The following is a 25,189-nucleotide window of genomic DNA, read 5'->3' as shown; positions in this document are numbered from 1 at the left end:
CTGCGTTCCAGACACGTCCGTTCGCTGGCGCAAGCCACGGCGCTTATGAGTCGCGGCCGAGTGGACACAGTAATGAGCGACCCGACGGTGACCCGTCTGTTCGGTGGTCCGGGCAGCGGGAAGACGACCGCGCTCCTCGACCGCGTCGAGGGGCTTATCGACGAGGGAGCGGACATCCGCGACATCCTCGTCGTCTCGTACACGCGCGCCGCGGCTTCCGAGGTGCGGGAACGCCTCGCCGAGCGGCTCGACACCACCCCCCGCCACCTGCAGGGGAACGTCGCCACGATGCACGCGAAGGCGTACGAGCTGTTGAACCTCTCGCGAGGCGACGTGGTCGGCGAGGACGACAAGGAGGAGTTCTGCGACGATTACGGCGTCGAGTTCGAGGACGAGTACTCCGGCGGCGGTCGCCGCACCGCGCGGTCGACGACGCTCGGGAACAAGGTGATCGCCACCTCGCAGTGGCTCCAGCGCACCAAGCGCGACGTGGCCGACTGGTACGACGTGCCGTTCCAGTGGGACGTCGAGGAGGTCCGGCTGCCCCCCGAGATCGACCCGAACGCACAGGAGGGGAACAAGTACACGCCGACGTGGCCCGGCGACGACGACCGCCTCGACGTGCCGGAGGCGATCCGCGCGTGGCGGGCGTACAAGGGCGACGAGGGGCTCGTGGGCTTCGCCGACATGCTCGAACGCGTCGCGCAGCGCTCGCTGCTTCCCAGCGTCGACCACCTCGTCATCGACGAGTTCCAGGACATCACGACGCTGCAGTACGACGTGTACCAGGAGTGGAAGCCCCACATGGAGACGGCCCTCATCGCCGGCGACGACGACCAGGTCGTGTACGCCTGGCAGGGCGCCGACCCCGCGCTATTGCTCGACACGGAAGTCGACAACGACGAGGTGCTGCCGAACTCCTACCGCCTCCCCTCGAACATTCTCAACGTCGTCAACACGGAGATCCGCCACATCGACAAGCGCCAGGAGAAGGACCTCAAGCCCCGCAAGGAGGGCGGCGCCGTCGAGGCCGTCGACTCCCCGTCGATGCTCGACCTCGTGCGGAACGTTCGCCACACCGTCCGCAGCACGGACGACGAGACGGTGATGCTGCTGTTTCGCGCGCGCTATCAGATGTTCGACTTCATCGACGAGTTCATGAGCGAGGGGATCCCGTTCTCCTGTCTCACCGACCAGCGGATGTGGACCGATCGGCTCACCGACTACGTCCGCGCGGTCGAGGCCGTCGAGGAGGGGAAAGCGATGACGGCGCTGCAGGCGCGCCGGCTCGCCGACATCCTCCAGGACTCGGCGTTCGGCAGCAACGACCGCGACGAGCTGTACGACTTCCTCGACGACGTGGAAGAGACCGCAGAAGCGGACGACCTCGCGGAGATCCCGCTGTCGCCGGAAGACGTGAACGACTACGTCCCGTTCATGCCGGACGGGCCGGCGGCCGCCGATATGGCCCGGAAGATCACAAGCTTCCAGCGGAAGTCGGTGAAGGCGTACTTCGCCGGCGACTACGAGGGGGAGGACCCGAACCGCGTCCGCCTCGGCACGATCCACTCCGCGAAGGGTCGCGAGGCCGACCACGTGTTCGTCAACACCGATCTCACCGAGAAGGTGGTCGAGCAGATGGCCGCGCAGGCCGAGCAGGAGGGGCTCGACGTGACCGGCGTCGACGGCGAGGAGTTCACGAAGTCCACGAGCCCGGTGCCGGTGCTGACGAACAACGAGCGCCGCGTCTTCTACGTCGGGATGTCTCGCGCCCGCGAGCGACTCGTCCTCATGCAGAACCTCGTGAATGGCGCCCCGACGCTTCCGATATCGGTGGTGCTCCACAACGAGATCCGCGACGAGGACCCGCAGGCGATCGTCGACGAGATCGTCGAGACGACCGAGGCGCCCGAACCCGAAGCGTAGATGCTCGGCGGGGTCCCCGACACGCTCGGCACCGACTACGCCCCGATCGCGGCCGAGATGGCCGACCGAGACGCGGTCGGCTTCGTCGCCGTCGGCGACCGCTTCGACGACGACCTCCGCTGGCTCACTCGGTTTTCGGGCCCGGATCGCGAGTACGCGTTCGTGGCGACCGTCGACGGCGACGATGCCGACAGCGGTGGCGGTGCCCTCGATCCCAACGACGGCGAGAGCGGCGTCCACACGAGCCTCTGTGCCCCCGCACTGTTCGGCGAGCAGGCCCGCCGTGAGTTCCCCGGGGACGCGGTTCAGACCGAACGGCAGGGCGATCCCGCCGGCGTCCGCGCCGCCGCGGCGCTCGCGGCCGCCGGCGCCGACGCGGGGACGGTGCTCGTTCCGCAGGGGATCCCCCACGACGCCGCCGTCTACCTCGAGGAGGCGGGCTACGAGATCGCCTCGACGGACGTCCTCACCCGCGCCCGGGCGACGAAGACCGACGCCGAGATCGACCGACTTCGGCGCGTCCAGCGCGCGGCGGTCCGCGGGATCGCCCGCGCCGAGGAGGTGCTGGCGGAGGCGACTCCCGATCCCGACGCCGAGGGCGGTGACGGCGCGGTCCGCTGGAACGGCGGCGTGCTCTCGACGGAGCGGCTCCGCCGACAGGTGAACGAGGTGCTCGCGGCCCACGGCGTCCGCGACGCCGGGAACACGGTGATCGGCGCCGGCGCGACCGCGGCGGACCTCCACTACACCGGCACCGACGTGATCAGGCCGGGCGAGACCGTCCTGATCGACGTGTCGCCGCGGGGCCCCGCCGGCTACTACGGCGACGTGACGCGGACGTTCGCGGTCGACCCCGACGGTGGCTGGGAGCGCCGGGCGTACCTCGCGGTCGAGCGGGCGCGGGAGGCCGCCCTCGACGAGGTCGCCGCCGGCGTCCCGGCCTCGACGGTCCACGGGGAGGCCGCCGCCGAACTCTCGGCCCACGGCTTCCGGATCGACTCCGACGAGGTCGGCTTCACCCACTCGACGGGTCACGGCGTCGGCGTCTCGCTTCACGAGGGGCCGTCGCTGGGGGGCGACGGGGAACTGGAGGCCGGCAACGTGGTCACGATCGAGCCGGGCGTGTACGACCCGGCGGAGGGCGGCGTGCGACTGGAGGACCTAGTCGCCGTCACTGACGACGGTTACGAACTCCTCGGGGAATACCCGTTCTCGCTGGTGCCAGGAAATCGGGACGGCGAACCGCCACGGGACAGGAACGGCGAGTAGCCGGGTTACCGTTCCTCGCCCTCGTCGGACTCGTCGGGCGACTCGACGACGGCCCCGACGGCCGTCTCGGCCGCCTTCGACGGGATGTCGTCCGGGCTGGTGAGCCGACGGGGAAGCACGACCATCAACACGGCGACGGTCAGCGCGAACGCACCGACCATCGTCCGTCCGCCGAGTATCGACTGGACGCCGTAGACGGCGACCGGGAGCGCGAATATCAGCGTCGCCGCGAGTCCGACCTGTTCGAGGATGCCGAGCGCCACGCAGGTCGATACTGCGGCGGGGATTGAAACGCTGTCGCCCGCGCTCCGGCGTCGGATCCCTCGCCTCGAACCGGCCTCCGGAGCTCACTCGCCGGGGGAGACCGCCGGGGGAAGTCGATCTGGGTCGTCGACCGACAGCCCCGTCGTGACGAGCAGTCGGAGGCCGCGGGTGACGCTCATGTCGATCTCCGCGTAGTCCTCGGGATGCATCATCGCCAGCTTTCCCGCGGTGGGGTTGGGGCTGTGCGGGAAGAAAACGGTCATCAGCTCCTCGTCGGTCGCCCGGCGAACGCTCCGCGGGGCGGGGTTGGTGACGAACCCGACCGCCCACGTGCCGTCGCGTGGGAACTCCGCGACGACGACGCGGTCGAAGCCGTCGCCGGGCGTCGCGAGCGACTCGCTCACCTGCCTGACGCCGAAGTAGACCGCCCGGACAATCGGGAAGAGCCGGACCCCGCGCTCGAATCCCCCGAACAGTCGTCGGCCGGCCTCGTGGGAGACGACGAACCCGATGAACGTGATTCCCAACGCGATGAGGACGACCGCCAGGACCGTCGCCAGCGCCTCGTTGCCCACGAGCGCCGAGAGCCCACTCCCGCTCACGACGGGAGCGAGCGTCCCGGTGAGTCGGTCGACCGCCCAGTCGAGAACGAACAGCGTCACCGCCAGCGGGAGCACCACGAACAGCCCCGCGACGAAGCTCGAACGCAGCCGCGCGATCGCGTCCATACCGACCGAGCGCCCCCATCGGTCATAAGTCCCTGCGTCGTCGCGACCGTCACGGTACCAGAACGCTTTCCGCTCGTGAGATCCTCGATTCGCGTATGTTCACCGGAATCGTGGAGCGCGCCGGCGAGGTAGTCGGGCGCGAGGAGACGCCCGAGGGCCTGCGTCTGCGCGTCGCCGCCGACGGCCTCGACGACCTCCATCACGGCCAGTCGATCGCCGTCAGCGGCGTCTGTCTCACGGCCGAGGCGTTCGGCGAGCGCGACGCGGACGACCGCTCGTGGTTCTCCGTGTTCCTCGCGGCCGAGACGGTCGCGAAGACTTACCTCGACGACCTCCGCGAAGGCGACGCCGTCAACATCGAACGCGCGCTCGCCGCCGACGGCCGCTTCGACGGCCACGTCGTGCAGGGGCACGTCGACACGACTGCGGAGATCACCGCCATCGAGCAGGTGGGCGAGGACTGGCGGTTCACCTTCTCGATCCCCGAGGGCTTCGGGAAGTACGTCGTCGACAAGGGGTCGGTCGCGCTCGACGGCATCTCGCTGACCGTCGCCGAGAAGCGCGAGGACGAGTTCGACGTGGCGATCATCCCCACGACCTACGAGTTGACGAACCTCGCCGGGAAGGACGCGGGCGACCCGGTCCACGTCGAGGTGGACGTGGTCGCGAAGTACGTCGAGGAGATGCTGGCGGGGTACGCGGAGTCGCTGCTCGACGCGCCTGCTCCGTCGGCGGACGACTGAAGAACGACACTTCTGCGGTGGCTCGCGGCGGCGGACCTCCGTGTCCGCCGGGAGCGCGCGAGGGATGAGCGACCGAGCGGTAGCGAGGAAGCGAATCGGCTGGGGAGGCTGTGGCTGCGGGACGGGAGCTGTGGGTGGGACTGATAGGGGCCGGGCCGGTCGGGGCCGTCCGTGCTCGTCGCACGTGTCGCTGCGAGAGGAATTAACTGACCGGTGGCTCCCGAGTTCGGTTCCGTCAAAACGCCAGGACAGGGATTTGAACCCTGGATCCCATAGGGGAACACGCTTTCCAGGCGTGCGCCTTACCACTCGGCCATCCTGGCTCGCATCGATCCTACCCCGCTGTGAGTTTTAAGCCTGTCCCTTCCGCGTCAGTCGATGCTCGAGACCGTACGACGCGCCGGTGACGACCCCGCCTACGGCCACCGCGAGCGCGAACAGTTCCGCGAACCCGAACGGAAGCCCCGGCCCCAGCAACACCAGCGCCTGCCCGCCCGCGAGCACGACCAACAGCCCGACTGCGCCCCACAGCAGCGCCGACTTCTCGCGGGACACCTACGACACGTCGACGACCGCCTCGATCTCGACGCCGACGCCCTTCGGGAGCGCGCCCGCCTGCACCGCCGAGCGCGCCGGCGGCTCCTCGTCGAAGTAGGTGGCGTACGTCTCGTTCATCGCCTCGAAGTCGTCGATGTCCGCGAGGAACACCGTCGTCTTCAGGACGTCCGAGGCGTCCGCACCCGCCTCCGCGACGACCGCGAGGAGGTTATCGAGCGCGAGCTCCGTCTGCTCGGCGATCGGTGCGTCGTTCTTCAGTTCGCCGCCTGTCGTCAGCGGGATCTGCCCCGCCGTGAACATGAGGTCGCCGTTCGTCGTCGCCTGGCTGTACGCGCCGACCGCCGCCGGCGCCTCGTCGGTGGAGACGATCTCCTTCATGAGCGAGACTCCGTCCGGCCGGCGCATAAATCGCGGGGGAGTGCGGTCGATCCGCCGTCGCGGACGAGCCGCTCCGGCGGGGCCGACGCTACGCTTCGATCTCCACGTCGTACCCGGCCTCCTCCAGCGCGGCGACGACGCGGGCGGCGTGTTCGTCGCCGTGGGTCTCCAGTTCGATCTCCAAGTCAGCTGCGTCGACGGCGATATCGCGGGAGGTTCGATCGTGGCTCAGCGCGTACACGTTGGCGTCCTCGCGGGCGATGATCCCCGCAACGCGCTCCAGTTCTCCGGGGCGGTCCTTCAGCTCCAGCGAGACCTTGAGGTAGCGACCCATCCGCACCAGCCCGCGGAGGATCACCGTGATCAGCGTGTTCATGTCGATGTTCCCGCCGCACAGCGCGGGGACGATCACCTCGTCTTCCTCGTAGTCGAACGTCTCCTCAAGCACCGCCGCGAGCGCGACCGCGCCGGCGCCCTCGACGACCGTCTTCGACCGCTCCAGCAGGAGCGTGAGCGCCTCGGCGATCGCCTCGTCGTCGACGGTCACCACCTCGTCGACGCGCTCGCGGATGTACGGGAACGTGTGCTCGCCGACCTCCCGCACCGCGATGCCGTCGGCGACGGTGTCGACGCCCGGCAGTTCGACGCGGCGTCCCTCCCGCACCGAGCGCGCGGCCGAGTCGGCCCCCGCCGCCTGCACGCCGACGACGCGCACGTCGTCGAGCGCGCCCTTCAGCGCCGTCGCAACCCCGGAGATGAGCCCGCCGCCGCCGATGGGGACGACGACCGTGTCCACCTCGGGGCACTGCTCGGCGATCTCTACACCGATCGTCCCCTGACCGGCCATCACGCGTTCGTCCTCGAAGGCGTGGACGTACACTTTGTCCTCCGTCCGCTCGATCTCGTGGGCGCGTTCCTGCGCTTCGTCGTAGTCGATTCCGTGGAGGACGACGTCGCCGCCGTAGCGTTTGGTCGCCTCGACCTTCGAGACGGGCGCGTACTTCGGCATCACGATCGTCGAATCGACGCCAGCCCGCGTGGCCGCGAGCGCGACCCCCTGGGCGTGGTTGCCGGCGCTGGCGGTGACGACGCCGCGCTCGCGCTCCTCGTCGCTGAGGGCGGCGATCCGGTTCATCGCGCCGCGGATCTTGAACGCGCCGGTCCGCTGGGTGTTCTCCAGCTTCAGGTGGACGTCCGCCCCTGTCAGCTCCGAGAAGCTGAACGAGTAGTTCAGAGGGGTCCGTACCGCGACCTGTTCGACGTGCTCGCGGGCGGCGAGCACGTCCTCGTAGCCAAGCATACCCGGGCTTCGCCGGTCGCCGGTGTATCGGTTGTGGTCACCGCAGCCGAGCCGGCCGCCTGCCGTCGCCGGCGGCCCGACGACGCGCTCGCGAGCCGACGGCTGGCGGTGTCAAGTGGGGAAAGAGGGGGAATGCACGCGTGTGACGTGCAACAGGAGACAGGCACCCCGAGTATAAAAAGGTAAGTCACGCGGAGTGTAAGTAAAACCGCAAGACAGCGGTCCCGTAGTACCGCCGTCAGACGCTTGTCCGCTTCGCGTCGCGCGCTTCAACCTTGCGGCTGTATCCGAACCGTGACACCGCGGTCGCGGACCGTGCGCGCGACGCGCGCCTCGAAGGGGCCCGATCCCGGCCAGGACGCCGGCGCGTCGAGTCGCTCGGGATCGCCGACGTACACCGCAGCCTCGCCCCGCCGCGTGCCGTCGGGCGCGACCAGCGGGACCGAGACACGCGTGTACAGGCCGTCGTTGACACGTTCGTACGCGTCGAGCGCCGCTATCTCGTCGGTGCGCAGCAGCCGACCGCCGACCGCCGCGTCGACGCTGATTCCGGTGTCGCTGTCGGCTCCCACGGGGCCGGTCCCGTCGATGGCGTCGCCGTCGGCGTCACCGCCGGCATCGACGGTCTCCGACGGCGGCGCGAGCGTCGGGTAGCGGCCCTCGACGACGCGCAGTCCCGAGAGGGTCGCGGCGCCGACGTACGCGAACGAGTCGAGCAGTTCGCGAACGTGGGCTGGTTCGGTCAGCGTCCCGTACACGAAGACGTCCATGTCGGCCACAGCCCGCCCGCGGGCTTGGCTGTTTGGGGGTGAAAGCCGAGACACCATTCCAGGCCGTGCCGCTTCCGGAACCGCCAAACCGAGTCCGGACGAGGGGGTCGATATGGATCGCGAGCGACTGCTCGGCGTCTGGCGCCGCGTGCTTTCGCTCGCGTGGCCCGTGATGGCCGAGCAGACGTTCCGCACCGCGATGCGGACGACCGACATCATCGTTACCGCGCAGTTCTCTCCCGCCGCGGTCGTCGCGATCGGGCTCGCGGACCTGTACGCGCGGTTCCCCCTTCGGATCGGGCTGGGCCTCGGCGGGGGCGCGATCGCGCTCTCCAGCCAGGACACCGGTGCGGCCGCCGACGCCAACCGCGACGAGGCCGTCACCCAGGCGGTGCTCATGGGCCTGCTCGCGGGGGTCCCGTTCGTGTTCATCGGACTGTTCCTCGGCGAGCCGATCATCGCGCTCCTTGGCGCCGATGCGAACACCGCCGCGCTGGGCGGGACGTACCTCGCTATCGTGTTCGCGACCGCGCCCGCGCGCCACGTCGCGCTCATCGGCGCGCGCTCGCTGCAGGGTACCGGCGACACCCGAACGCCGATGTACGTGAACGTGGCCGCGAACGCGCTCAACATCGCCGGGTCGGTCGTGCTCGGCCTCGGCCTGTTCGGCGCGCCGCGACTCGACATCGTCGGCGTCGGCATCGCCACCGCCGCCGCGAACGTGCTCACCGCCGCCCTCCTGCTCGCGGCCATGGCGACCTCGTGGGCCGACGCGAGCCTCGTCCGTCCCCGCGATACGGTGATCGCCCGCCAGCTCGTGCGCGTCTCCGCGCCCCGGGTGCTGGAGGGCTTCTCGGCGACGATCGCCGAGTTCCCCTTCAACGCCCTCCTGCTCGGATTCGGCACCGAGGTCAACGCCGGCTTCCAGATCGGTCGCCGAATGTACCAGCAGGTGACCGGGCCGCTCTCGCGCGGCTACAACGTCGCCGCCAGCGTCGTCGTCGGCCAGTCGCTGGGCGACGGCGACGCCGCCGGCGCGCGGTACAACGGCTACGCGGTGACGGGACTCGGACTCGCGACCGTCGGGGTCATCGGCGTCCTCTTGGTCGCGCTCGCGCCCGCGTTCGTCGCGGTGTTCACAGACGACCCCGGAACCGTTCCGCACGCGGTCGCGTTCGCCCGGGTGTACGGCGCGACCGCCGCGTTCCTGGTGGGTTTCACCGTGCTCTCCGGCGCGCTGCAGGGCGCCAGCGAGACGCGAGTGCCGCTCGTCGGACGCCTCGTCGGCACCTTCGGCTTCCTGCTCGGCACGACGTACGTCGTCGGCGACCTGCTCGGCTTCGGGGCGCGGGGCGCATACCTCGCAGTCGGGCTCCAGTACGTCTGTATGGCCGTGATCGTCCTCTGGGGATTCCGGTACACGGACTGGGCGTCGCGGGCCGCCGAGATGATGGCCGAACGCGGTACCGAGGGGGGCGAAACCGGAGCGGAGACCGAGAGCTCGTGAGAGCCGCGGCGCTCACGGAAACGGTAGCGACAAAATCGAGGCGGTCAGTCAGACGCCGCAGTCCGGGAGCAGTGTGAGTTGTCGCCTCAGCGACGCGCGTAGCGCACCGCCTCCCGTCCGAGGAAGCCGACGGCGACGCCGACGCCGAACGTGCGGATCAGCTCCTCGCGACGCCGCGCGGCGTACTCCTCGGGGAAGTAGTCGGTCATGAGGTCGAACATGCGGTCGCCGACCTCGTGGCGCACGAGCGCGCCGCGCTCGCCGGCTCGGCTCCGAGCCTCGCTTCGGACCTTCTCGGCGTACTCGCTGTACTCGTCGCTTCGTGGGGTTTTGATCTTGAGAGCCATACTACACGTACAGCCGCAGAGGACATAACCGTTGCTCGGACGCGTGCGAACACGCGTCTCGGGAGCCATAGCGCCGAAACCCGATCGACCGGAGCTCGCTACCGCCTATCGCTCGTCGAGGGGCGTCCACTCGGCGTCTTTCTCGCCGACGTAGCGGGCGCGCGGCCGGATCAGGCGGTTATCCTCGTACTGCTCCATCACGTGGGCGGCCCACCCGCCGACCCGCGAGACCGCGAAGATGGGCGTGTAGATGTCGATCGGGATGCCCATCTGGTAGTACGTCGTCGCCGAGTAGAAGTCGACGTTGGGCGCGAGACCCTTCTCCTCGGCCATGTACTCCTCGATGGCGACGCTCATCTCGTACCACTTGCGGTCGCCGGCGGCCTCGCCCAGCGCCTCCGAGCGGTCGCCGAGGATCTTCGCGCGCGGGTCCTTCACGTTGTACACGCGGTGGCCGAAGCCGGCGACGCGACGGCCCTCTTCCAGTGCCTGCGTCACCCACTCGACGGGCTCCTGGTCCGCCTCGTCGATCTCCTGGAGCATCCGCATCACGTTCGCGTTGGCCCCGCCGTGGAGGCTCCCGGAGAGCGTGCCGACGGCGGCGGTGATCGCCGAGTGCATGTCCGCGAGCGTGGAGGCCGTCACCGTCGCCGAGAAGGTGGACGCGTTGAGGCCGTGGTCGGCGTGAAGCACGAGCGCCTGGTCGAACACGTCGGCGGTGACCTCGTCGGGCACCTCGCCGTTGAGCATGTACAGGAAGTTCTCGGCGTGGTCGAGATCCTCGCGCGGCTCGACCGGCTCATCCCCGTCGCGGACGCGCGCGAACGCCGCCAGCGCCGTCGGCAGCTTCGCCGTGATGCGGCGGGCCTTCCGGACGTTCGCCTCGGGGTCCGTCGGGTCGGCGTCGGTGTCGGGGTCGGCGGCCGACAGCGCCGAGGCCGCGGTGCGCATCGCCGCCATCGGTTCCTCGTCGGCCTCCGCGAGGCGCGTGACCGTCTCAAGCGTGTCGTCGTCGAGCCCGCGCTCGGCGCTCATCGCGTCTTCGAACGCCGACAGCTCCGACGCCGTCGGCAGGTCCCCGTTCCACAGGAGGAACAGCGTCTCCTCGTAGGAGGCGTGCTGAGCGAGGTCCTCGATGGCGTAGCCGCGGTAGACGAGTTTGCCCTCGTCACCGTCGATGAAGCTGAGGTCGGACTCGGCGACGAGGACGCCCTCCAGTCCCCGCTTGAGTTCGTCGGACATACCTCGGACTTCCGAGGGGCGGCCGAAAAGCGTTATCTTTCGGGAAGAACCCACACACTCCACCGGGCGCGACGCCGCTGCGCCCCGACCGCGACGGACTACTCCGCCAGCGAGTCGTCGCCGGGGGTGACGCCCCACGCGCCGCCGTCGCCGCCGCCGCCCGTCTTGAACGTCCCGCGCGCGTCGGCGACGTGCGTCCCGTCCACGTCCTCGATCCGTACCTCCGCGGTGGCGACGCTGCCGCCGTCGCGGACGACGGTCGCCTCCGCGCGCAGGTCGGTCGTCGCCGGCGCGAGGTAGTCCATCCGCATGTCGACAGTCGGTGTCGGCTTGTGGTGCAAGGAGATGACCGCCGCGCCCGCAGCCGTGTCCGCCAACGCGTACGTGACGCCGCCGTGAGCGATCTGACGGCCCGGGACCGAGGAGAGGTCCTCGTGCATCGGGAGTTCGACGACCGCGCGCCCCTCTGCGGCCTCCACCACCTCCATCCCGAGGTGGTCGGCGAACGGCATCCCGTTGAGTAGGTCCGCGACGGTCATCGCTCACCCCGCTCGGCTCGCGCTGCTGCGTCGTCCATACGCCCGCCGTCGACAGCGGGGAGGAAAAACGGACCGAAGCCGGCACCGCGAGAGGGAAGGCGGGTCGCCGATGCCGGCTCACCGCCGGCGTGTCCCGCCCGAGCCGCGTTCAGTCGGCGGTAACGCTGCAGCCGTGGTCGTAGTCGATTCCCTCGATGGAGTCGATCGCGTCGTCGCCGCACACCGGGCAGTCCGGGTTGCGTCGGTACGGCACCGTCTCGAACGTCGTGTCCATGGCGTCGTAAAACAGGAGCCGGCCGTCCAGCACCTCGCCCGCATCGAGCAGGAGCTTCACGGCCTCCGTCGCCTGGATGCAGCCCACGGTTCCGGGGAGGACGCCCAGCACGCCCGTGCTCGCGCAGTCGGGGATCTCCCCGGGCTCGGGCGCCTCGGGGAACAGACAGCGGTAGCACGGACCCCCCGGCACCAGGGTCGTCACCTGCCCCTCGAACTTGTAGATTGAGCCGTGGGCGACCGGGGTGTCGGTCAGGCGCGCCACGTCGTTGACGAGATAGCGCGTACTGAAGTTGTCTGACGCGTCGACGACGACGTCGTACTCGGCGATCAGGTCCGCCGCGTTGTCGGGGTCGAGGCGCGTCTCGCGGGGCTCCACGTCCACGTCGGGGTTGAGTCGGCGGACGTACTCGGCGGCGGAGTCGGCTTTCGGCCTGCCCACGTCCGCGTCGGCGTGGATGATCTGCCGCTGGAGGTTCGACCGCTCCACCTCGTCGTCGTCGACGACTCCGATTCGGCCGACCCCGGCGGCCGCGAGGTACTGGATGACCGGTGAGCCGAGCCCGCCGGCACCGACGACCAGGGCGGAGCCCTCCAGCAGCGCCTGCTGGCCCTCGGGGCCGACCTCGTCGAGGATGATGTGGCGCGAGTAGCGGTCGAGTTGGGTCGAGTCGAGCGCGAGTCCGGTCATGTCGTGAAGTTGCTCGCCGGAGGGCATAAGCGCCCTGCCGACGGCAGTGTCGGACGGTGGCCCGCACGCGGTTCCGGCCGTCGAGCGGCGCGAGTGAGGGCGCCGCGTTCCGCCGGGCGTTACCGATCGTCGACGGCGCCCCGCACGAGCGTCGATTCCGCCCGGCGGATGTGCTCGGCCGCCGTGCTCGGTGCACAGTCGAGGCGCTCTGCGACGTCCACCACCGTCGCCTCTCGGGGCTCCTCGTAGTAGCCGGCCTCGACGGCGGCGGCGACCACCTCCCGTTGGCGGTCGGTGAGTCCCGCGCCGGGATCGACTGCCGCGCCGGCGCCGCTGCGAACCCGGCGGACCGACACGTCTACGCCCTCGGGCGTCCGGTCGATCGCCCCGCCGACCGCGTCGCCGGTCCCGACGACGGAGAATCGCATCGAGCCGTCGGTGTCGTAGACGACCGGCGGGACGACCACGACGTTCTCGTCGGCGAACGCCTCGACGAGTCCGCGGTCGCGGTCGGTGAGGCGCTCGCGGACGTACAGGTAGAAGCCGTCGACGGTGGACTCAGCCGAGGGCTCGACGACTTCCGCCGTGCCGACGCCGTCTAGGGCGGGGAGGAACGGTTCGGGCGGACCGTCGATATGGAACAACAGGATGTTCGTCTCGCCGATCCGCGGGTTCCACTGGAGGAGTCGAGTCGGGCCGAACTCGGGGTGCTCGGCGACGAACGCGTGCATCGGGTGCGTCGACGCCTCGTCGGGAGTGAGTCGGAGGGCGAGCGTTTTCACGCCCGGGCGATCCACACGCCCGGGTAATAAATGACCCCAGATGTGCGGGAAAACGACCAGCAGTCCGGGCGATCGATCGTCTTCCACGACCGACGATCCGCCGCCGTTCCCCCGCGGCGCCGTCGGTATTCCCCATCCATGAGCACACAGACGACCGCGGACCGACTCGACGGCGACGACGCGACGACGGCCCCCGACGAGCTGGCGGAGCTGCTGGGCGATCACGTCATCGGTCGCGAGGAGCACCTAAACGCGCCGGGGTACGTGATCCGACCGGATGCGGTCCAGGACGTACTCTCGACGCTGAAAACCGAGGCGGGCTACGACCACCTCTCGTGTGTCACCGCCCAGGAGTACGAGGACCGCTACGAGTCCATCTACCACCTGAAAAAGTTCGACGACCCGACCCAGGAGGTCAGCGTCGTCGTCCCTGCCGACCGTGAGAATCCGGTCAGCGAGTCGGCCGAGCCCGTCTTCCGAACGGCCGACTGGCACGAGCGCGAGGCGTACGACCTGATCGGCATCGACTACGACGACCACCCCGACCTCCGCCGCATCCTCCTCCCCGAAACCTGGCAGGGACACCCGCTCGCGAAGGACTACGATCGGACTCGCCCCCAGATCGTCAGATTCGACGAGAACGCCAACCCCCTAGACGCGGACACCCGCTCCGAGCAGGACACGGATACCATGATGCTCAACATCGGGCCGCACCACCCCGCGACCCACGGGGTAATGCACCTGGAGGCGACGCTGGACGGGGAACAAGTCGTCGACGTGGAGCCGGACATCGGCTACATCCACCGCTGTGAGGAACAGATGTGCCAGAACGGCACCTACCGCCACCAGATCATGCCGTACCCCGACCGCTGGGACTGGGGCGGCGGCGGCCTGCTCAACGAGTGGGCCTACGCGCGGGTCGCCGAAACGCTCGCGGACATCGAGGTGCCCGAGTACGCGCAGGTCGTCCGGACGATGGCCGCCGAGCTGTCGCGGATCCTCTCGCACCTGCTCGCGGTGGGTGCGTACGCGCTCGACGTGGCCGGCGACTTCACAGCGACGTTCATGTACGCCATCACCGAGCGCGAGACGGTGCAGAACATCTTAGAGGATCTGACGGGCCAGCGACTCATGTTCAACTACTTCCGACTCGGCGGGGTCGCGTGGGATCTGCCCGAACCCCGCGAGGAGTTCTTCGAGAAGACCCGCGACTTCCTCGACGATCTGCCCCGACGCCTCGCGGAGTTTCACGACCTGCTCACTGGCAACGAGATCATCCAGATCCGGACGATCGACACGGGCGTGCTGCCGCCGAAGGTCGCCAAGAACTACGGCTGCACGGGGCCGGTCCTCCGCGGGTCCGGCGTCGACTACGACCTCCGCCGCGACGACCCGTACGGCTACTACGAGGAGTTGGATTGGAGCGTCGTCACCGAGGACGCCGGCGACAACTTCGCTCGACTGCAGGTCAGGCTTCGGGAGATGGAGGAGTCGGCAAAGATCATCGAGCAGTGTATCGACCTCCTCGAAGGGTGGCCTGAACCCGATCGCTCGGTGCAGGCGAACGTCCCCAGAACGATCAAGCCCGACGACGACACCGAAGTGTACACCGCCGTCGAAGCGGCGAAGGGCGAGCTCGGCATCTACGTCCGCGCCGACGGGACAGACGAGCCGGCCCGCTTCAAGATCCGCGGGCCGTCGTTCTCGAACCTCCAGGCGCTGCCGGAGATGGCCGAGGGCGAACACGTCCCCGACCTCATCGCGAGCCTCGGAAGCTTGGACACGATCATGGGCGAGGTCGACCGCTGACACGGATCGGCCGACCGCGACGGCCCACTGACGGGCGGAAACCGCCGGCGCGTCGTCTCCCGTTCCCGAAGGGTTACGCGCCGGGCGGCCGTCGACCGGTGCATGTCCGACAACAGGCGGTTCCACCTCGCACAGCGACCCGAGGGCGTCCCGAGCGCAGCCACCTTCGACCTCCGCGAGGTCGAGCGGCCCGATCCCGCGCCCGGCGAGGCGCTCGTGCGCGTGCTGTACCTCTCGGTCGACCCGTACATGCGCGACCGGATGCGCGCCGGCGAGTCGTACGCTCAGCCGTGGGGCGTCGACGACCCGCTCCGCGGCGGCGCCGTCTGTGAGGTCGTCGAGTCCAACGGCGCCGGCTTCGAGCCGGGCGACACCGTCGTCGGCGAACTCCCGTGGGCCGAGTACGCGACCGCCGAAGGGTCCGACCTTACGCCCGTCGACACCGGCGGCCTCCCCGTCTCTACCGCGCTCGGCGTGCTCGGCATGCCCGGCCGCACGGCCTACTTCGGTACCCGCGAGGTCGCCGAGCCGAAGGCCGACGACTGGATGGTCGTCTCCGGGGCCGCCGGCGCAGTCGGCTCGGTCGTCGGTCAGCTCGGCGAGTTGCAGGGCGCGAACGTCGTCGGTATCGCCGGCTCCGACGAGAAGTGCGACTGGCTCACCGATGACCTTGGATTCACCGCGGCGATCAACTACAAGCGGGAGGACGTGGGTGCACGCCTCGACGAAGTCGCCGACGGCGTCGACGTGTACTACGACAACGTCGGCGGCCCGGTCACCGACGCGGTGTGGAGCCGACTGAACGTCGACGCCCGCGTCGCGGTCTGCGGGCAGATCGCGCTGTACAACGACGAGGAGCTGCCGACGGGCCCGCGAAAGCTCGGCAAGCTCATCGAGGCGCGCGCCCGCGTCGAGGGACTGCTCGTGCGCGACTTCGCCCCGCGGTTCCGCGAGGCGACCGAACACCTCGCCTCGCTGGTCGCCGCCGGCGACCTGCAGTACCGCGAGACGGTCACCGAGGGACTGGAGCACGCGCCGGAGGCGTTCCTCGGGCTGTTCGAGGGCGAGAACGTCGGCAAGCAGGTAGTGAAGGTCGCCGAGGCGGAGGCGGGCAAGTAGCCCGACCGCCGACCCGGTTCCCGCGGATCGTCAGTCGAACCGGACGCCCAGATCGTGCAGGTCGTCGTTGTTCGTCGCGACGTTGATGAGCAGCGGCGTGAGCGACTCCACCTCGGCGGCGTTCGAGAGCCCGCCCGCCGACAGCGCGCGCAGCCCCTCGATCTCCTCGGCCAGCCGCGACACCGTCGCCGCCGCGTCGTCGTCGTCCGCGACGACGAGCGTGTCGATTCCCAACTCCTGCGAGAGGTCCGAGAGGCGCCCGGCCGCGAGATTATGGAACGCGCCGACGACCGGAACTGCGTCGGGGACCGCATCCCGGACGAGCGCGGTCACGCTTCCGGCGCTCGGCGGGTGGTAGTGGAAGCCGTCGTCCTCGCGCTTCATCCCCGCGGCGGGGGTGACGACCACGTCGTCGTCGTCCAAGGTATCCGCGACCGCCTCGACCGTGTCGGCGACGTGGTACGGCGGGACCGCGAGCACGACCACGTCGGCGCGGTCGGCCGCCATCGCGTTGTCGAAGCCCTTGACCGTCGCGTCGCCGCCGGCGTCGGCGACCGTCCCGGCGTAGTCGTCCGCGGCGGCGCGGGCCTTCTCGGGGTCCCGGGAGCCGACGAGCAGTTCGTGGTCCGTGTCGCGGCCCCAGCGCACGGCGAGCCCCTCGCCGATGTCGCCGGTGCCGCCGAGTAGCGCGATTCGCATGGGCGGACCTGCGGGCGGGTCGGGAGTAAGCGTTGCGTGACCGGACAGGGCTGACGGTACCGGGAGGATCGACGCGCCGGTGACTGCCCCGGCCGCGGCGCCGCGTTGATACGGGTGGGCAAACACGCCGAGGTATGGCCGTCCCCGACGCCGTCGACGTCCTCCTCCGCCCGACGCCCGACGACCGCGCCCGTCCGGGGCGGGCGTTCCTCGGCGACGACGCCCTCCTGCTGGCGCCGACCCGCCACGGCCGCCTCACGCGGCTGCTTGCCGGCGCGGCGAACGGGCTCCTCGCCGATCTGCCGGAGTCGCTCGGGCTGTACGATCCGCACGCGGTCTCGCGGACCGAGGCGACTCACGACCCGGAGGCGGTGCGGGTCCGGTACGGCGACCTCGCGGGGCTCGCCCCGTTCGTGCGACCGACCGGCTTCTCGCTGCACCTCCGCGTCGACGGCCGGAGCGAGGACGTTCGGCTGGCGTTCCGGTCGGACGACGAGCGGGCCGAGACGGTCGCGCTGGCGCGGGAACTGCGCGACCGGGCGCGCGCCGCCGGACGCGACCTGGCGGTGTTCGATCCGGGCGGCCGGACCCGGGTGCTGTCGCTCGATGAGTGACCGCGGACGGCCCGAGAACGCGGTCCGAGCGCGGTAGCCGGCTATCGCTCGGCTCCGGCGCCGCGCTGGTACACGAACCAGTACGCCAGCACCGGCGACACGACGAGCATCGGCCCGACCGTGATCGCCAGCGTCACCCGGTCCGGGGGGACGAACTGCGTCGCCAGCGCGAGCGCGAGCAGGTCGAGCATCGCGACGAACGTGAGGAACTGGACGACTCGCGTGGTCTTGGTTCGACGGTCCGGGCGTTCGCCTCCCCCGTCCGCGGCTCCCGCGTCGCTCATTCGCGGCTCACTCCAGCAGGTCGGGCAGGTCGTTCACGCTGTCGACCACCGCGCTGGCGCCGGCGTCGGCGTACTTCGCGCGACCGTCGTCGCCGGTGAGTCCGCCCGTGAGGACGCCGATCCCGTAATACGCCGTCGAGTCGTCCGCGGCGTCGGCGTTGACCGCGGTTCGCACGTCGTCGAGGGTGTCGCCGACGAACGCGACTCGGTCGGCGCCGGTGCGCTCGGCCAGCGTCACGAGCGCGCGGGGATGCGGCTTGCCCTCCTCCCAGTCGTCCATCGTGAAGCGCCGGTCGGCCGCGACGTCGAGTCCGGCGCGGTCGAGGGCGATGTCGGCCTCCGCGGCGGGACGACCGGTGAGGACGCACACCGGGTAGCGCTCGACGAGCGCGTCGGCGGTCGCCCCGGTCAGAATGACCGGCTCGTCGTGGATGAACCCCGGCGCGTCGAACGGCGGCTCGGTCCCCTCGATGTCGCGGTACAGCTCGGTTCCGAGGTACAGCGCTTGGAACGTCTCGCGGATCTCGTCGGGGTCCCACCGGGCTTCGATCCCGTCGGCCGCGTCGTCGCCGAGGGCGTCGCGGACCGTCGCTCGGGCGCCCGCGAGTCCGGTTCCGTTGGCGGCGATCTCGTCGGTGAACGCGTCGACGCTCGCCTCGAGCCCGCGCTCGCGCGCGAGGACGTACAGCGCGACGGCGTCGCTCAGCTCCCAGTCGTTGTTGAAGCCGCCGGCGTTTTTGAATGCCTGCAGGTCCTCGCGCGCGAGGGTGTCGCCGTACAAGCGCTCGACGCTCTCGACGACCGCCCGGCGGTAGGAATCGGCCACGTCGACGAGCACCCCGTCCACGTCCAGCACGACCGTGTCGACTCGCATACGAACGGGAGGGGGTGGCCGGCGTATGGGCGTTGCGACTCCGTGCGGTTGGGCGGCGCAGTGCGACGCGGTTCGTGGGGAACGACTGGTGGGGACGCCGGCGTCGGTCAGTCGATCAGCACGCCCTCGGGATCGCGAGCGACGTACAGCGTGTCGCCGTCGGACAGCGCCAGCGGCGTCACGTCGACGGCGGGCGGGTCGCCGCCGAGCGTGGTGAACGCGCAGGCGGCGTCGACCCCGGCGGCGACGCGGACGAGCGGCCGATGCAACTCGGGCGGGCAGTTGAGCGCGTACACGCAGTCGACGCGGTAGTGGGGGCCGGGACCGCCGTCTCCGGCGGCGCGCTCGGCGGCGGCGACGACGTCGTCGCGGACGAATTCGATGCAGTCCGGCGGATCGCGGTCCACGACGTCCGTTCCAGTTACGGCGCACCCGTCGCTCGCGAGGGCGGCCGCCACCCCGTGGCGCTCGCCGATTCCGACCTCACAGAGCCGTCCGAACTTCGCGAGTTTCCGGGCGACTGCGGCGCGACGATCGTCGAACACGGGCGGGTAACTTATGTTCGCACCCGTCATAAGCACGCTCATGCTTGTCGACATCGTGCCCATCGGGGACGTCTCCGCGCAGGTGAAGCGCGAGGCGTCGGCGGGTCTCCGCTCGGTGTACGACTGCGACGTGACGGTTCACGACGAGCAGTCGATCCCCGAGGGCGCGTACGATCGCAGCCGCAACCAGTACCGCGCCGAGCAGTTCATCGAGCTCGTCTCGCGGACAGGCAGCGGCGAGAAGAACATCGGTATCACCCCGCAGGACCTGTACTACCGCCGGCGTAACTACGTGTTCGGGCTCGCCTACCTCAACGGCAACGGCTCGGTCGTCTCCACCTACCGCCTCCAGACGTCCTCAGACGGCGGCGTCAGCTCCAAGCCCTCCTCGGAGGTGTTCTCGGACCGCGTCCGAAAAGAGATCGTCCACGAGATCGGTCACACGCTCGGGCTGGAGCACTGCGACAACAGCAAGTGCGTCATGTCCTTCTCCCCGACGGTGCGCGAGGTCGACGTGAAAGAAGAGCACCTCTGTGGCACCTGCGCCCGCGAGTACCTGTAGCCCGGCGAACCGGCTTCGGTCGGCCCGCGTTTGCGGTTCTCCGCGACGGACGTGCGACCCGGCGAACAGCTATATGTCCGTGCGGCGACGATATCGAGTCGTCATGTCTCAGGAAGTCATCGACCTGCTGCGCAAGGCGTACGGCGACGAGATGGAGACGGTGATGAACTACCAGACGAACGCCATCGTCCTCGACGGCGTCCGCGCCGAGGAGATCAAAGAGAGCCTCCAGACGGATATCCAGGAGGAACTGACCCACGCCGAACAGCTCGGCAACCGACTGAAGCAACTCGACGCGCGCCCGCCGGGCTCGGCGGAGTTCACCGCGAACCAGCACTCGCTCCAGCCGCCCGAGGACTCCACAGACGTGCTGTCGGTGATCGACGGCGTCATCGACGCCGAGGAGGACGCCATCGCGCTGTACCGCGATCTCATCGACGCGGCGGAGGCGGCAAACGACCCCGTCACCGAGGACCTTGCGGTGACGATCCTCTCGGACGAGGAGGCCCACCGCACGGAGTTCAAAGGGTACCGCAAGGAGTACAAGCGCGAGTAGATAGGAGGGCGGACTGAGCGGCACCGCCATCGGCACGGCCGATCATCCGACGGAGAACGGGAACCGGACGTCGAGCAGTCCAGTCGAGATCTACCCGGAGTAGTAGTACTCGCCGTCGCGCTTCTGCTGGCGGTCGAGTTGCGATCCGGGCTTGTTGATCCGGGGGCGACCCGTCCGCTCGTCGCGGCGGAACGTGATGTCGAGGTCGCCGAGGAACTCGTTCATCCCCGAGCGCATCTCCTGTGGCTGGGTCGCGTGTCCCTTCACCGCCGGCTCGCCGTCGAACACCATGAGCCGGTCGGCGAGTAGGTCGATCATGTAGATGTCGTGGTCGATGACCATTACCGTCGCGTCGTGGTTCTCGGCGTACCGGCGGATAGCGGTCGTCGCCTGCACGCGCTGTTCCACGTCGAGGTGGGCCGACGGCTCGTCAAGGAGGTAGAGGTCGGCGTCCTCCGAGAGGCACGCCGCGATGGCGACGCGCTGGCGCTCCCCGCCAGAGAGGTCGGTGAGGTTCTGCTCCATGATCGGATTGAGCTGGAGCGGGCGCGCGATCTCGGTGTCCCAGTAGGAGGAGCCGAAGTCGTCGGCGATCGACGAGAGGAACGCGTCGACGCGAATCGGCTGGTCGATCTCGATGTACTGCGGCTTGTAGGCGATGTCGAGGTCGACGTCGAGGGCGCCCTCGTCGGGCTCCAACTGCCCGGCGAACAGCTTCGCCATCGTCGACTTCCCGATCCCGTTCGGGCCGACGATGCCCAGCACCTCCGACTCGTGGACGGCGCCCCCGTCGATCTCCAGCGAGAACTCCCCGTCGCCGTACGACTTTGCGAGGTCGGGGTACTCGAACAGCACCTGCGAGCGCGTGATCTCGCGGGGCGCGTGTTGATCGAAGGTGATCGAGTCCGGTCGGATCCGCATGTTCTCGTTGTCGAGATACCCCTTCAGGTACTCGTTGATGCCGTTGCGGGTGGACTTGGGGTCGGTGACGACACCGTACGCACCCGGCTCGCCGTAGGTGACGTGGAGCGTGTCCGCCAGCAGGTCTAAGATCGCGAGGTCGTGCTCGACGACCATCATCGAGCGGTCGCCGTCGTCGGCGAGTTCGCGGATGAGCCGCGCGGCGGTCATCCGCTGGCCGATGTCCAGATACGGCGTGATCTCGTCGAGGAAGTAGAAGTCCGCGTCGCGCGCGAGCGTCGCCGCCAGCGCGACGCGCTGGAGCTCCCCGCCGGAGATGGAGTCGATGTCCTGGTCCATCACCGGCCCGATCGAGAGCCGCTCCACGAGCGAGTCGAGCACGCCGCGCTCGTCGGTGCGCTCCAGCAACTCGCGGGTGTTGCCGTCGAACTGCTTGGGGATCTGATCGACGTACTGCGGCTTGCGTGCCACGGTGACCTCGCCGTCGATGACGCGCTCGATGTAGTTCTGCAGCTCCGTCCCCTTGAACCGCTCCAGGACCGCGTCCCAGTTCGCCTCCTCGGCATGGGCGCCGAGATTCGGGACAAGCTCGCCCGAGAGCATCTTCACCGCCGTCGACTTCCCGATCCCGTTGGGACCGAGGATCCCCGTCACGTTGCCGGCCTCGGGCACCGGCAGCCCGTACAGCCCGAACGCGTTGTCGCCATAGCGGTGGACCGGATCGTTCTCAAGTTCGGAGGGGAGGTTGATGATCTCGATGGCGTCGAAGGGACACTTCTCGACGCAGATGCCGCACGTCTCGCCCAGGCAGATCTCCTCGGATATCCACACCTGGTCGGGACCGCCATCGTACGGTTCGTCCTCCGCGTAGTGGTCGCCGCGCTCGACGATGCAGTCCTTCCCGGTGCGGTTGGGCGGACAGAAGTTCGCGCACTCGTAGTTACACCGGTCGGGCGAGCACCGATCGAGGTCGACGACCGCGATGCTGTCGTCGGCCATCTATCGGAGGTTTGCCGAGAGGATGACGCCGTAGGAGATGAACCACAGCGTGAAGGTCATGAACGCCACGTAGAGGTTGTCCTTGATGCCGAAGTCCTCGATTTCGACCCCGAGGATCTTCAGCAGCGGTATCTGCACGAAGACCGCGGCCGCGACCACCAGGAGCGCGAGCCGGTTCGTCGCGGCGTCGACGCCGACCCCGAGGACCGGGAGCGAGGCGGAGACGAGCGCCGCGGCGATCCCCGCCAAACACGCGACGGTGGTGACGGTCACCCCGCGCAGGTGATCGGAGAGCCCCGAAGCTGTTTCCGTAGCCATGGCCGTAGGTCCGCCAGCCGGCGACAAAAGGGGTTCGCTTGGCCGATGGCCGAGCAGAGACACCGAATAATGTTCGGTGTACCTTTATGAGCACTCCGTGTTTCGATTCGTAATGATGGCCGGAACCGACGAGGAGTCCCTCGATGATCTCCCTCCCAGCGCGAAGCTCGTGTTCAAAGTACTCGAGTACAACGGACCGTTGACACAGAAAGGCATCGTCGAGGAGTCGATGCTGTCTGCGCGGACCGTCCGCTACGCACTCGAACGGCTCGAAAACATCGGGATCGTCGACGAGGACGTCTACTTCGCCGACGCTCGACAGAACCTCTACCGACTCGACGCCCCCCAGAAGGCTGAGGCCGACGGCGGTCGCGAAGCCTGCTGCGCGGAGTAACGCCGACGACAGAGTCGACGCGCCTTCTCACGCCGGCATCCGTCCGTCGAGCGACGCTCTCCGTCTGAACCGCTCGCGAATCTTGAACCCGGATGGCGGATCCACTCCGGCGCATGCGGTGACGACGACCGCGCGTCGACACGCGAAATACCGTGACTCGGCGGCGCGCGCTGGCGGACAGTGAGTCCCGGTGTCAGCCCCGAGAGCACAGAAGAGCCCCAGCGCCCGCGACGCGCTCAGGCGGGGACGACGGTGATCGCCTGCTTGCGGTCGATGGCGTCCTCCAGTTCCTCGGCGATGGCGCTCCCCCGCGAGACCTGGATGTCGCCGCCGCGACCGACGGTCGCGGTGAACAGGTACTCGTCGTCCGCGCGGACCTCGACGGTCTCGCCGACGTGCTCGTCCATCCGGATCACGACGTGGCGACTCGTGATCTCCGGTTGGACGACCTCCCCCTGTGGCTTCGGCGTCGAGCCGGGGGCGCCCGCACCCGCAGCTCCGGCGTCGTCGCCGCCCGCGCCCCCGGGACGATCGGCGTGGGTGCGCACGTCGATGTCGATGCCGAGTCGGTTCTCGATGTCGGTGATCCGGCCGCCGCCCTTGCCGATCACGTAGCTGATGTCGTCTTCCTCGACGTAGACGACGGCGTCGTTCTGGCCCTTGAGCTCCACGTCGACGTGGCCGCGGGCGACCGATCGGATCTCGCGTTCGATCTCCTGTTTGGCGATGCGGCCGACGCCGGTCTCGCCGCCCCCGCCGTCGGCGCCGTCGAGCGGTACCGTGACGACCTGGTTGTTGAACGTGTAGATCTCGTACTCCGGCGTGCCGGTTTCGAAGTCGACAACTTGGATCACCGGCCGCGAGAGGTCCTCGGCGGTGAGGCCCTCGGGAACCTTCACCTGCGTCGTCACGTCGTAGACGGTGTCGACCGCGCCGGCCTCGATGAACACGACGGTGTCGACGACCTGCGGGATCATCCCGAGTTCAACGCGGCCGACGAGCCGCTGGAGCGCGTCGATGGCGCGCGTCGCGTGGGTGACGCCGACCATCCCGACGCCCGCGAGGCGCATGTCCGCGAACACCTCGAAGTCGTGGGTCTTGCGCACCTCGTCGTAGATGGTGTAGTCCGGGCGGACGAGCAGCAGCGAGTCCGCCGTGTTCGCCATGTCGCCGCCGAGCGCGGTGTACTGGGTGATCTCCTCGCTCACCTGTAGGTCGCGCGGCTTCTCCATCGTCTTCACCGCGTAGTCGCTGTCGTTGAGGAACTCCGCGACCGCCTGCGCGAACGTCGACTTCCCGGCGCCGGGCGCGCCGGCGATGAGCACGCCGCGCTGGCGCTCGGTGAAGCGATCGCGCAGTTCGTCGGCGAACTCGTAGTCGTCGAGCGTCGTCTTCGCGATCGGCCGGACCGCCGTGATCTCGATGGCGTCCGCGAACGGCGGGCGCGCGACCGCGATCCGGTAGTTGCGGTACTGGACGATCGTCATTCCCGGCTCAGACAGCTCGATGAATCCCTGGTTCGACGCCCGCGCGGTCGCCTCGATCTCGTCGGCCCACGCGGCCATCTGCTCCTCGTCGCTGGGCCCGTCGACCTCGTCGATGTGGACGTAGCGGAGGTCGGTGATGTCGCCGCGCTTGGCCTTCGGGTGGGTGCCGGTCTTGAGGTGAACCGACATCGTGTCCTCGGTGAAGAAGCGCTCGATGTCGAGCCCGTCGTCCTGGGTGACGCCGCGGGGGACCGGCTCGACGTACTGCACGTCGAGGCCGGTCGCCTTCCCCGTCTCCGCCTGCACGAAGTCGGAAGTGAGCAACACGGCGTCGTGTTCGACCGCCAACTCGCGGATCAGGGCGTCGATGTCGCCCTCCCCGGCGCCCTCCTGCTCGGCGACGGTGGGGCGGCGACCGACGAACTCGGCGGTGATGGCCCCCTCGTCGGCGAGTTCGGCGATCCGCTGGAGTTCGGCGAGCCCGTCCCAGCCGGTGTCGTAGCCGGCGTTGGCCTGCGCTTCCAGTTCGCCGACCACGGCCTCCGGGACGTAGACAGTCGCCCCGTGGTAGTCCCCGTCCGCGACGCGCTCCGACACGCGGCCGTCGATGACCGCGCTCGTGTCCGGCACGACGTTCATATCGGTCGTGCGGCCGCGAGCCGTTTAAGACTGCTTGCACGCGGTGACCACC

The 25,189-nt window shown here is 69.5% G+C and carries 28 protein-coding genes and 1 tRNA gene; 10 read left to right on the top strand and 19 right to left on the bottom strand.

Annotation, left to right across the window (positions count from 1 at the left end; translation table 11 throughout):
• Window positions 1-72: 72 nt before the first annotated feature.
• Both P0Y41_RS11720 and P0Y41_RS11715 read left to right on the top strand, forming a co-directional pair.
• Entirely contained in the window at window positions 73-1,926 is a 1,854-nt protein-coding gene (locus P0Y41_RS11720; protein ID WP_284061514.1) for a UvrD-helicase domain-containing protein, read from the top strand.
• The gene (locus P0Y41_RS11715; RefSeq protein WP_284061513.1) at window positions 1,927-3,195 is read left to right on the top strand and encodes a M24 family metallopeptidase; all 1,269 of its coding nucleotides are present in this window, start codon (window positions 1,927-1,929) and stop codon (window positions 3,193-3,195) included.
• 5 nt (window positions 3,196-3,200) lie between these two features.
• On the opposite strand, the gene P0Y41_RS11710 is transcribed toward P0Y41_RS11715, so the two are convergent.
• Complete coding sequence (locus P0Y41_RS11710) at window positions 3,201-3,458, bottom strand: DUF7533 family protein (RefSeq protein ID WP_284061512.1); 258 nt, start codon at window positions 3,456-3,458, stop codon at window positions 3,201-3,203.
• 84 nt (window positions 3,459-3,542) lie between these two features.
• Window positions 3,543-4,187: a DUF502 domain-containing protein gene (locus P0Y41_RS11705; RefSeq protein WP_284061511.1), complete on the bottom strand. Its 645-nt coding sequence runs from the start codon at window positions 4,185-4,187 to the stop codon at window positions 3,543-3,545.
• Window positions 4,188-4,282: 95 nt separating this feature from the next.
• On the opposite strand from P0Y41_RS11705, the gene P0Y41_RS11700 reads away from it, so the two are divergent.
• Complete coding sequence (locus tag P0Y41_RS11700) at window positions 4,283-4,930, top strand: riboflavin synthase (protein WP_284061510.1); 648 nt, start codon at window positions 4,283-4,285, stop codon at window positions 4,928-4,930.
• A gap of 241 nt (window positions 4,931-5,171) precedes the next feature.
• On the opposite strand, the gene P0Y41_RS11695 is transcribed toward P0Y41_RS11700, so the two are convergent.
• The 5 genes from P0Y41_RS11695 to P0Y41_RS11675 form a co-directional block, all read right to left on the bottom strand.
• Window positions 5,172-5,253 (bottom strand) — tRNA-Ser (locus P0Y41_RS11695).
• Window positions 5,254-5,281: 28 nt separating this feature from the next.
• A complete protein-coding gene (locus tag P0Y41_RS11690; RefSeq protein WP_284061509.1) occupies window positions 5,282-5,485 on the bottom strand; it encodes a DUF7981 family protein in 204 nt (67 codons plus the stop codon).
• Window positions 5,486-5,866 (bottom strand): Rid family detoxifying hydrolase, encoded by a 381-nt coding sequence (locus P0Y41_RS11685; protein ID WP_284061508.1) that lies wholly within the window; start codon window positions 5,864-5,866, stop codon window positions 5,486-5,488.
• An 88-nt stretch (window positions 5,867-5,954) separates the two neighbouring features.
• Complete coding sequence (gene ilvA, locus P0Y41_RS11680; protein ID WP_284061507.1) at window positions 5,955-7,166, bottom strand: threonine ammonia-lyase; 1,212 nt, start codon at window positions 7,164-7,166, stop codon at window positions 5,955-5,957.
• Between the two features lie 269 nt (window positions 7,167-7,435).
• Window positions 7,436-7,936 carry a gamma-glutamylcyclotransferase family protein gene (locus tag P0Y41_RS11675; RefSeq protein ID WP_284061506.1) on the bottom strand — a complete coding sequence of 167 codons (501 nt, stop codon included), beginning with the start codon at window positions 7,934-7,936 and terminating at the stop codon, window positions 7,436-7,438.
• Window positions 7,937-8,048: 112 nt separating this feature from the next.
• Between P0Y41_RS11675 and P0Y41_RS11670 the strand changes: the two genes are divergently transcribed.
• Window positions 8,049-9,443, top strand: coding sequence for an MATE family efflux transporter (locus P0Y41_RS11670; protein WP_284061505.1), 1,395 nt, complete (start codon window positions 8,049-8,051; stop codon window positions 9,441-9,443).
• 86 nt (window positions 9,444-9,529) lie between these two features.
• On the opposite strand, the gene P0Y41_RS11665 is transcribed toward P0Y41_RS11670, so the two are convergent.
• From P0Y41_RS11665 to P0Y41_RS11645, 5 genes are all read right to left on the bottom strand, one after another.
• A complete protein-coding gene (locus P0Y41_RS11665; RefSeq protein ID WP_284061504.1) occupies window positions 9,530-9,790 on the bottom strand; it encodes a hypothetical protein in 261 nt (86 codons plus the stop codon).
• Window positions 9,791-9,895: 105 nt separating this feature from the next.
• Window positions 9,896-11,032, bottom strand: a complete 1,137-nt coding sequence (gene citZ, locus P0Y41_RS11660) for a citrate synthase (RefSeq protein ID WP_284061503.1) — start codon at window positions 11,030-11,032, stop codon at window positions 9,896-9,898.
• A gap of 98 nt (window positions 11,033-11,130) precedes the next feature.
• The gene (locus P0Y41_RS11655; RefSeq protein ID WP_284061502.1) at window positions 11,131-11,571 is read right to left on the bottom strand and encodes a PaaI family thioesterase; all 441 of its coding nucleotides are present in this window, start codon (window positions 11,569-11,571) and stop codon (window positions 11,131-11,133) included.
• Between the two features lie 148 nt (window positions 11,572-11,719).
• Window positions 11,720-12,535 (bottom strand): SAMP-activating enzyme E1, encoded by an 816-nt coding sequence (ubaA, locus tag P0Y41_RS11650; protein ID WP_284061501.1) that lies wholly within the window; start codon window positions 12,533-12,535, stop codon window positions 11,720-11,722.
• A 119-nt stretch (window positions 12,536-12,654) separates the two neighbouring features.
• Window positions 12,655-13,317, bottom strand: coding sequence for a helix-turn-helix domain-containing protein (locus tag P0Y41_RS11645; protein ID WP_284061500.1), 663 nt, complete (start codon window positions 13,315-13,317; stop codon window positions 12,655-12,657).
• A 138-nt stretch (window positions 13,318-13,455) separates the two neighbouring features.
• Here P0Y41_RS11645 and P0Y41_RS11640 point away from each other — a divergent pair, with 138 nt between their 5' ends.
• Complete coding sequence (locus P0Y41_RS11640) at window positions 13,456-15,126, top strand: NADH-quinone oxidoreductase subunit D (protein WP_284061499.1); 1,671 nt, start codon at window positions 13,456-13,458, stop codon at window positions 15,124-15,126.
• Between the two features lie 102 nt (window positions 15,127-15,228).
• Window positions 15,229-16,245, top strand: coding sequence for an NADP-dependent oxidoreductase (locus P0Y41_RS11635; protein WP_284061498.1), 1,017 nt, complete (start codon window positions 15,229-15,231; stop codon window positions 16,243-16,245).
• A 30-nt stretch (window positions 16,246-16,275) separates the two neighbouring features.
• On the opposite strand, the gene npdG is transcribed toward P0Y41_RS11635, so the two are convergent.
• Window positions 16,276-16,944, bottom strand: coding sequence for an NADPH-dependent F420 reductase (gene npdG, locus P0Y41_RS11630; RefSeq protein WP_284061497.1), 669 nt, complete (start codon window positions 16,942-16,944; stop codon window positions 16,276-16,278).
• Window positions 16,945-17,078: 134 nt separating this feature from the next.
• Here npdG and P0Y41_RS11625 point away from each other — a divergent pair, with 134 nt between their 5' ends.
• Window positions 17,079-17,558 (top strand): hypothetical protein, encoded by a 480-nt coding sequence (locus P0Y41_RS11625; protein WP_284061496.1) that lies wholly within the window; start codon window positions 17,079-17,081, stop codon window positions 17,556-17,558.
• Window positions 17,559-17,599: 41 nt separating this feature from the next.
• Here the strand turns inward: P0Y41_RS11625 and P0Y41_RS11620 are convergent, their stop codons facing one another.
• The 3 genes from P0Y41_RS11620 to P0Y41_RS11610 all read right to left on the bottom strand — a co-directional run bounded on the left by P0Y41_RS11620 (window position 17,600) and on the right by P0Y41_RS11610 (window position 19,303).
• Window positions 17,600-17,842: a DUF7534 family protein gene (locus P0Y41_RS11620; protein ID WP_284061495.1), complete on the bottom strand. Its 243-nt coding sequence runs from the start codon at window positions 17,840-17,842 to the stop codon at window positions 17,600-17,602.
• Between the two features lie 7 nt (window positions 17,843-17,849).
• Window positions 17,850-18,716 carry a TIGR01548 family HAD-type hydrolase gene (locus P0Y41_RS11615; RefSeq protein ID WP_284061494.1) on the bottom strand — a complete coding sequence of 289 codons (867 nt, stop codon included), beginning with the start codon at window positions 18,714-18,716 and terminating at the stop codon, window positions 17,850-17,852.
• Window positions 18,717-18,823: 107 nt separating this feature from the next.
• A complete protein-coding gene (locus tag P0Y41_RS11610) occupies window positions 18,824-19,303 on the bottom strand; it encodes a UPF0146 family protein (RefSeq protein ID WP_284061493.1) in 480 nt (159 codons plus the stop codon).
• On the opposite strand from P0Y41_RS11610, the gene P0Y41_RS11605 reads away from it, so the two are divergent.
• Together P0Y41_RS11605 and P0Y41_RS11600 are read left to right on the top strand one after the other, a co-directional pair.
• Window positions 19,302-19,823 carry an archaemetzincin family Zn-dependent metalloprotease gene (locus P0Y41_RS11605; RefSeq protein ID WP_284061492.1) on the top strand — a complete coding sequence of 174 codons (522 nt, stop codon included), beginning with the start codon at window positions 19,302-19,304 and terminating at the stop codon, window positions 19,821-19,823. The genes P0Y41_RS11610 and P0Y41_RS11605 overlap by 2 nt on opposite strands.
• Before the next feature lie 103 nt (window positions 19,824-19,926).
• Complete coding sequence (locus P0Y41_RS11600; RefSeq protein ID WP_284061491.1) at window positions 19,927-20,379, top strand: ferritin-like domain-containing protein; 453 nt, start codon at window positions 19,927-19,929, stop codon at window positions 20,377-20,379.
• A gap of 90 nt (window positions 20,380-20,469) precedes the next feature.
• Here the strand turns inward: P0Y41_RS11600 and P0Y41_RS11595 are convergent, their stop codons facing one another.
• Window positions 20,470-22,299: a ribosome biogenesis/translation initiation ATPase RLI gene (locus tag P0Y41_RS11595; protein ID WP_284061490.1), complete on the bottom strand. Its 1,830-nt coding sequence runs from the start codon at window positions 22,297-22,299 to the stop codon at window positions 20,470-20,472.
• Window positions 22,300-22,617: an EMC6-like membrane protein gene (locus P0Y41_RS11590; protein WP_284061489.1), complete on the bottom strand. Its 318-nt coding sequence runs from the start codon at window positions 22,615-22,617 to the stop codon at window positions 22,300-22,302.
• 115 nt (window positions 22,618-22,732) lie between these two features.
• Here P0Y41_RS11590 and P0Y41_RS11585 point away from each other — a divergent pair, with 115 nt between their 5' ends.
• Window positions 22,733-23,011, top strand: coding sequence for a MarR family transcriptional regulator (locus P0Y41_RS11585; RefSeq protein WP_284063410.1), 279 nt, complete (start codon window positions 22,733-22,735; stop codon window positions 23,009-23,011).
• Window positions 23,012-23,247: 236 nt separating this feature from the next.
• Here the strand turns inward: P0Y41_RS11585 and P0Y41_RS11580 are convergent, their stop codons facing one another.
• Window positions 23,248-25,137, bottom strand: coding sequence for a PINc/VapC family ATPase (locus P0Y41_RS11580; protein ID WP_284061488.1), 1,890 nt, complete (start codon window positions 25,135-25,137; stop codon window positions 23,248-23,250).
• Window positions 25,138-25,189 lie beyond the last annotated feature (52 nt).

The sequence above is a fragment of the Halobaculum halobium genome (genome assembly GCF_030127145.1).
Taxonomy (GTDB): domain Archaea; phylum Halobacteriota; class Halobacteria; order Halobacteriales; family Haloferacaceae; genus Halobaculum; species Halobaculum halobium.
This window is presented reverse-complemented; position numbering and strand designations above follow the sequence as displayed.

Bases quoted from the DNA above. Each gene is read 5' to 3' on its own strand.
- P0Y41_RS11685 (WP_284061508.1), bottom strand. From the start codon at position 5,866: ATGAAGGAGATCGTCTCCACCGACGAGGCGCCGGCGGCGGTCGGCGCG.
- P0Y41_RS11615 (WP_284061494.1), bottom strand. From the start codon at position 18,716: ATGCGAGTCGACACGGTCGTGCTGGACGTGGACGGGGTGCTCGTCGAC.
- P0Y41_RS11720 (WP_284061514.1), top strand. From the start codon at position 73: ATGAGCGACCCGACGGTGACCCGTCTGTTCGGTGGTCCGGGCAGCGGG.
- P0Y41_RS11585 (WP_284063410.1), top strand. From the start codon at position 22,733: ATGGCCGGAACCGACGAGGAGTCCCTCGATGATCTCCCTCCCAGCGCG.
- P0Y41_RS11700 (WP_284061510.1), top strand. From the start codon at position 4,283: ATGTTCACCGGAATCGTGGAGCGCGCCGGCGAGGTAGTCGGGCGCGAG.
- P0Y41_RS11675 (WP_284061506.1), bottom strand. From the start codon at position 7,936: ATGGACGTCTTCGTGTACGGGACGCTGACCGAACCAGCCCACGTTCGC.
- P0Y41_RS11635 (WP_284061498.1), top strand. From the start codon at position 15,229: ATGTCCGACAACAGGCGGTTCCACCTCGCACAGCGACCCGAGGGCGTC.
- P0Y41_RS11640 (WP_284061499.1), top strand. From the start codon at position 13,456: ATGAGCACACAGACGACCGCGGACCGACTCGACGGCGACGACGCGACG.
- P0Y41_RS11620 (WP_284061495.1), bottom strand. From the start codon at position 17,842: ATGAGCGACGCGGGAGCCGCGGACGGGGGAGGCGAACGCCCGGACCGT.
- P0Y41_RS11705 (WP_284061511.1), bottom strand. From the start codon at position 4,187: ATGGACGCGATCGCGCGGCTGCGTTCGAGCTTCGTCGCGGGGCTGTTC.
- npdG (WP_284061497.1), bottom strand. From the start codon at position 16,944: ATGCGAATCGCGCTACTCGGCGGCACCGGCGACATCGGCGAGGGGCTC.
- citZ (WP_284061503.1), bottom strand. From the start codon at position 11,032: ATGTCCGACGAACTCAAGCGGGGACTGGAGGGCGTCCTCGTCGCCGAG.
- P0Y41_RS11580 (WP_284061488.1), bottom strand. From the start codon at position 25,137: ATGAACGTCGTGCCGGACACGAGCGCGGTCATCGACGGCCGCGTGTCG.
- ilvA (WP_284061507.1), bottom strand. From the start codon at position 7,166: ATGCTTGGCTACGAGGACGTGCTCGCCGCCCGCGAGCACGTCGAACAG.
- P0Y41_RS11590 (WP_284061489.1), bottom strand. From the start codon at position 22,617: ATGGCTACGGAAACAGCTTCGGGGCTCTCCGATCACCTGCGCGGGGTG.
- P0Y41_RS11665 (WP_284061504.1), bottom strand. From the start codon at position 9,790: ATGGCTCTCAAGATCAAAACCCCACGAAGCGACGAGTACAGCGAGTAC.
- P0Y41_RS11715 (WP_284061513.1), top strand. From the start codon at position 1,927: ATGCTCGGCGGGGTCCCCGACACGCTCGGCACCGACTACGCCCCGATC.
- P0Y41_RS11625 (WP_284061496.1), top strand. From the start codon at position 17,079: ATGGCCGTCCCCGACGCCGTCGACGTCCTCCTCCGCCCGACGCCCGAC.
- P0Y41_RS11600 (WP_284061491.1), top strand. From the start codon at position 19,927: ATGTCTCAGGAAGTCATCGACCTGCTGCGCAAGGCGTACGGCGACGAG.
- P0Y41_RS11670 (WP_284061505.1), top strand. From the start codon at position 8,049: ATGGATCGCGAGCGACTGCTCGGCGTCTGGCGCCGCGTGCTTTCGCTC.
- P0Y41_RS11610 (WP_284061493.1), bottom strand. From the start codon at position 19,303: ATGAGCGTGCTTATGACGGGTGCGAACATAAGTTACCCGCCCGTGTTC.
- P0Y41_RS11605 (WP_284061492.1), top strand. From the start codon at position 19,302: ATGCTTGTCGACATCGTGCCCATCGGGGACGTCTCCGCGCAGGTGAAG.
- P0Y41_RS11595 (WP_284061490.1), bottom strand. From the start codon at position 22,299: ATGGCCGACGACAGCATCGCGGTCGTCGACCTCGATCGGTGCTCGCCC.
- ubaA (WP_284061501.1), bottom strand. From the start codon at position 12,535: ATGACCGGACTCGCGCTCGACTCGACCCAACTCGACCGCTACTCGCGC.
- P0Y41_RS11655 (WP_284061502.1), bottom strand. From the start codon at position 11,571: ATGACCGTCGCGGACCTACTCAACGGGATGCCGTTCGCCGACCACCTC.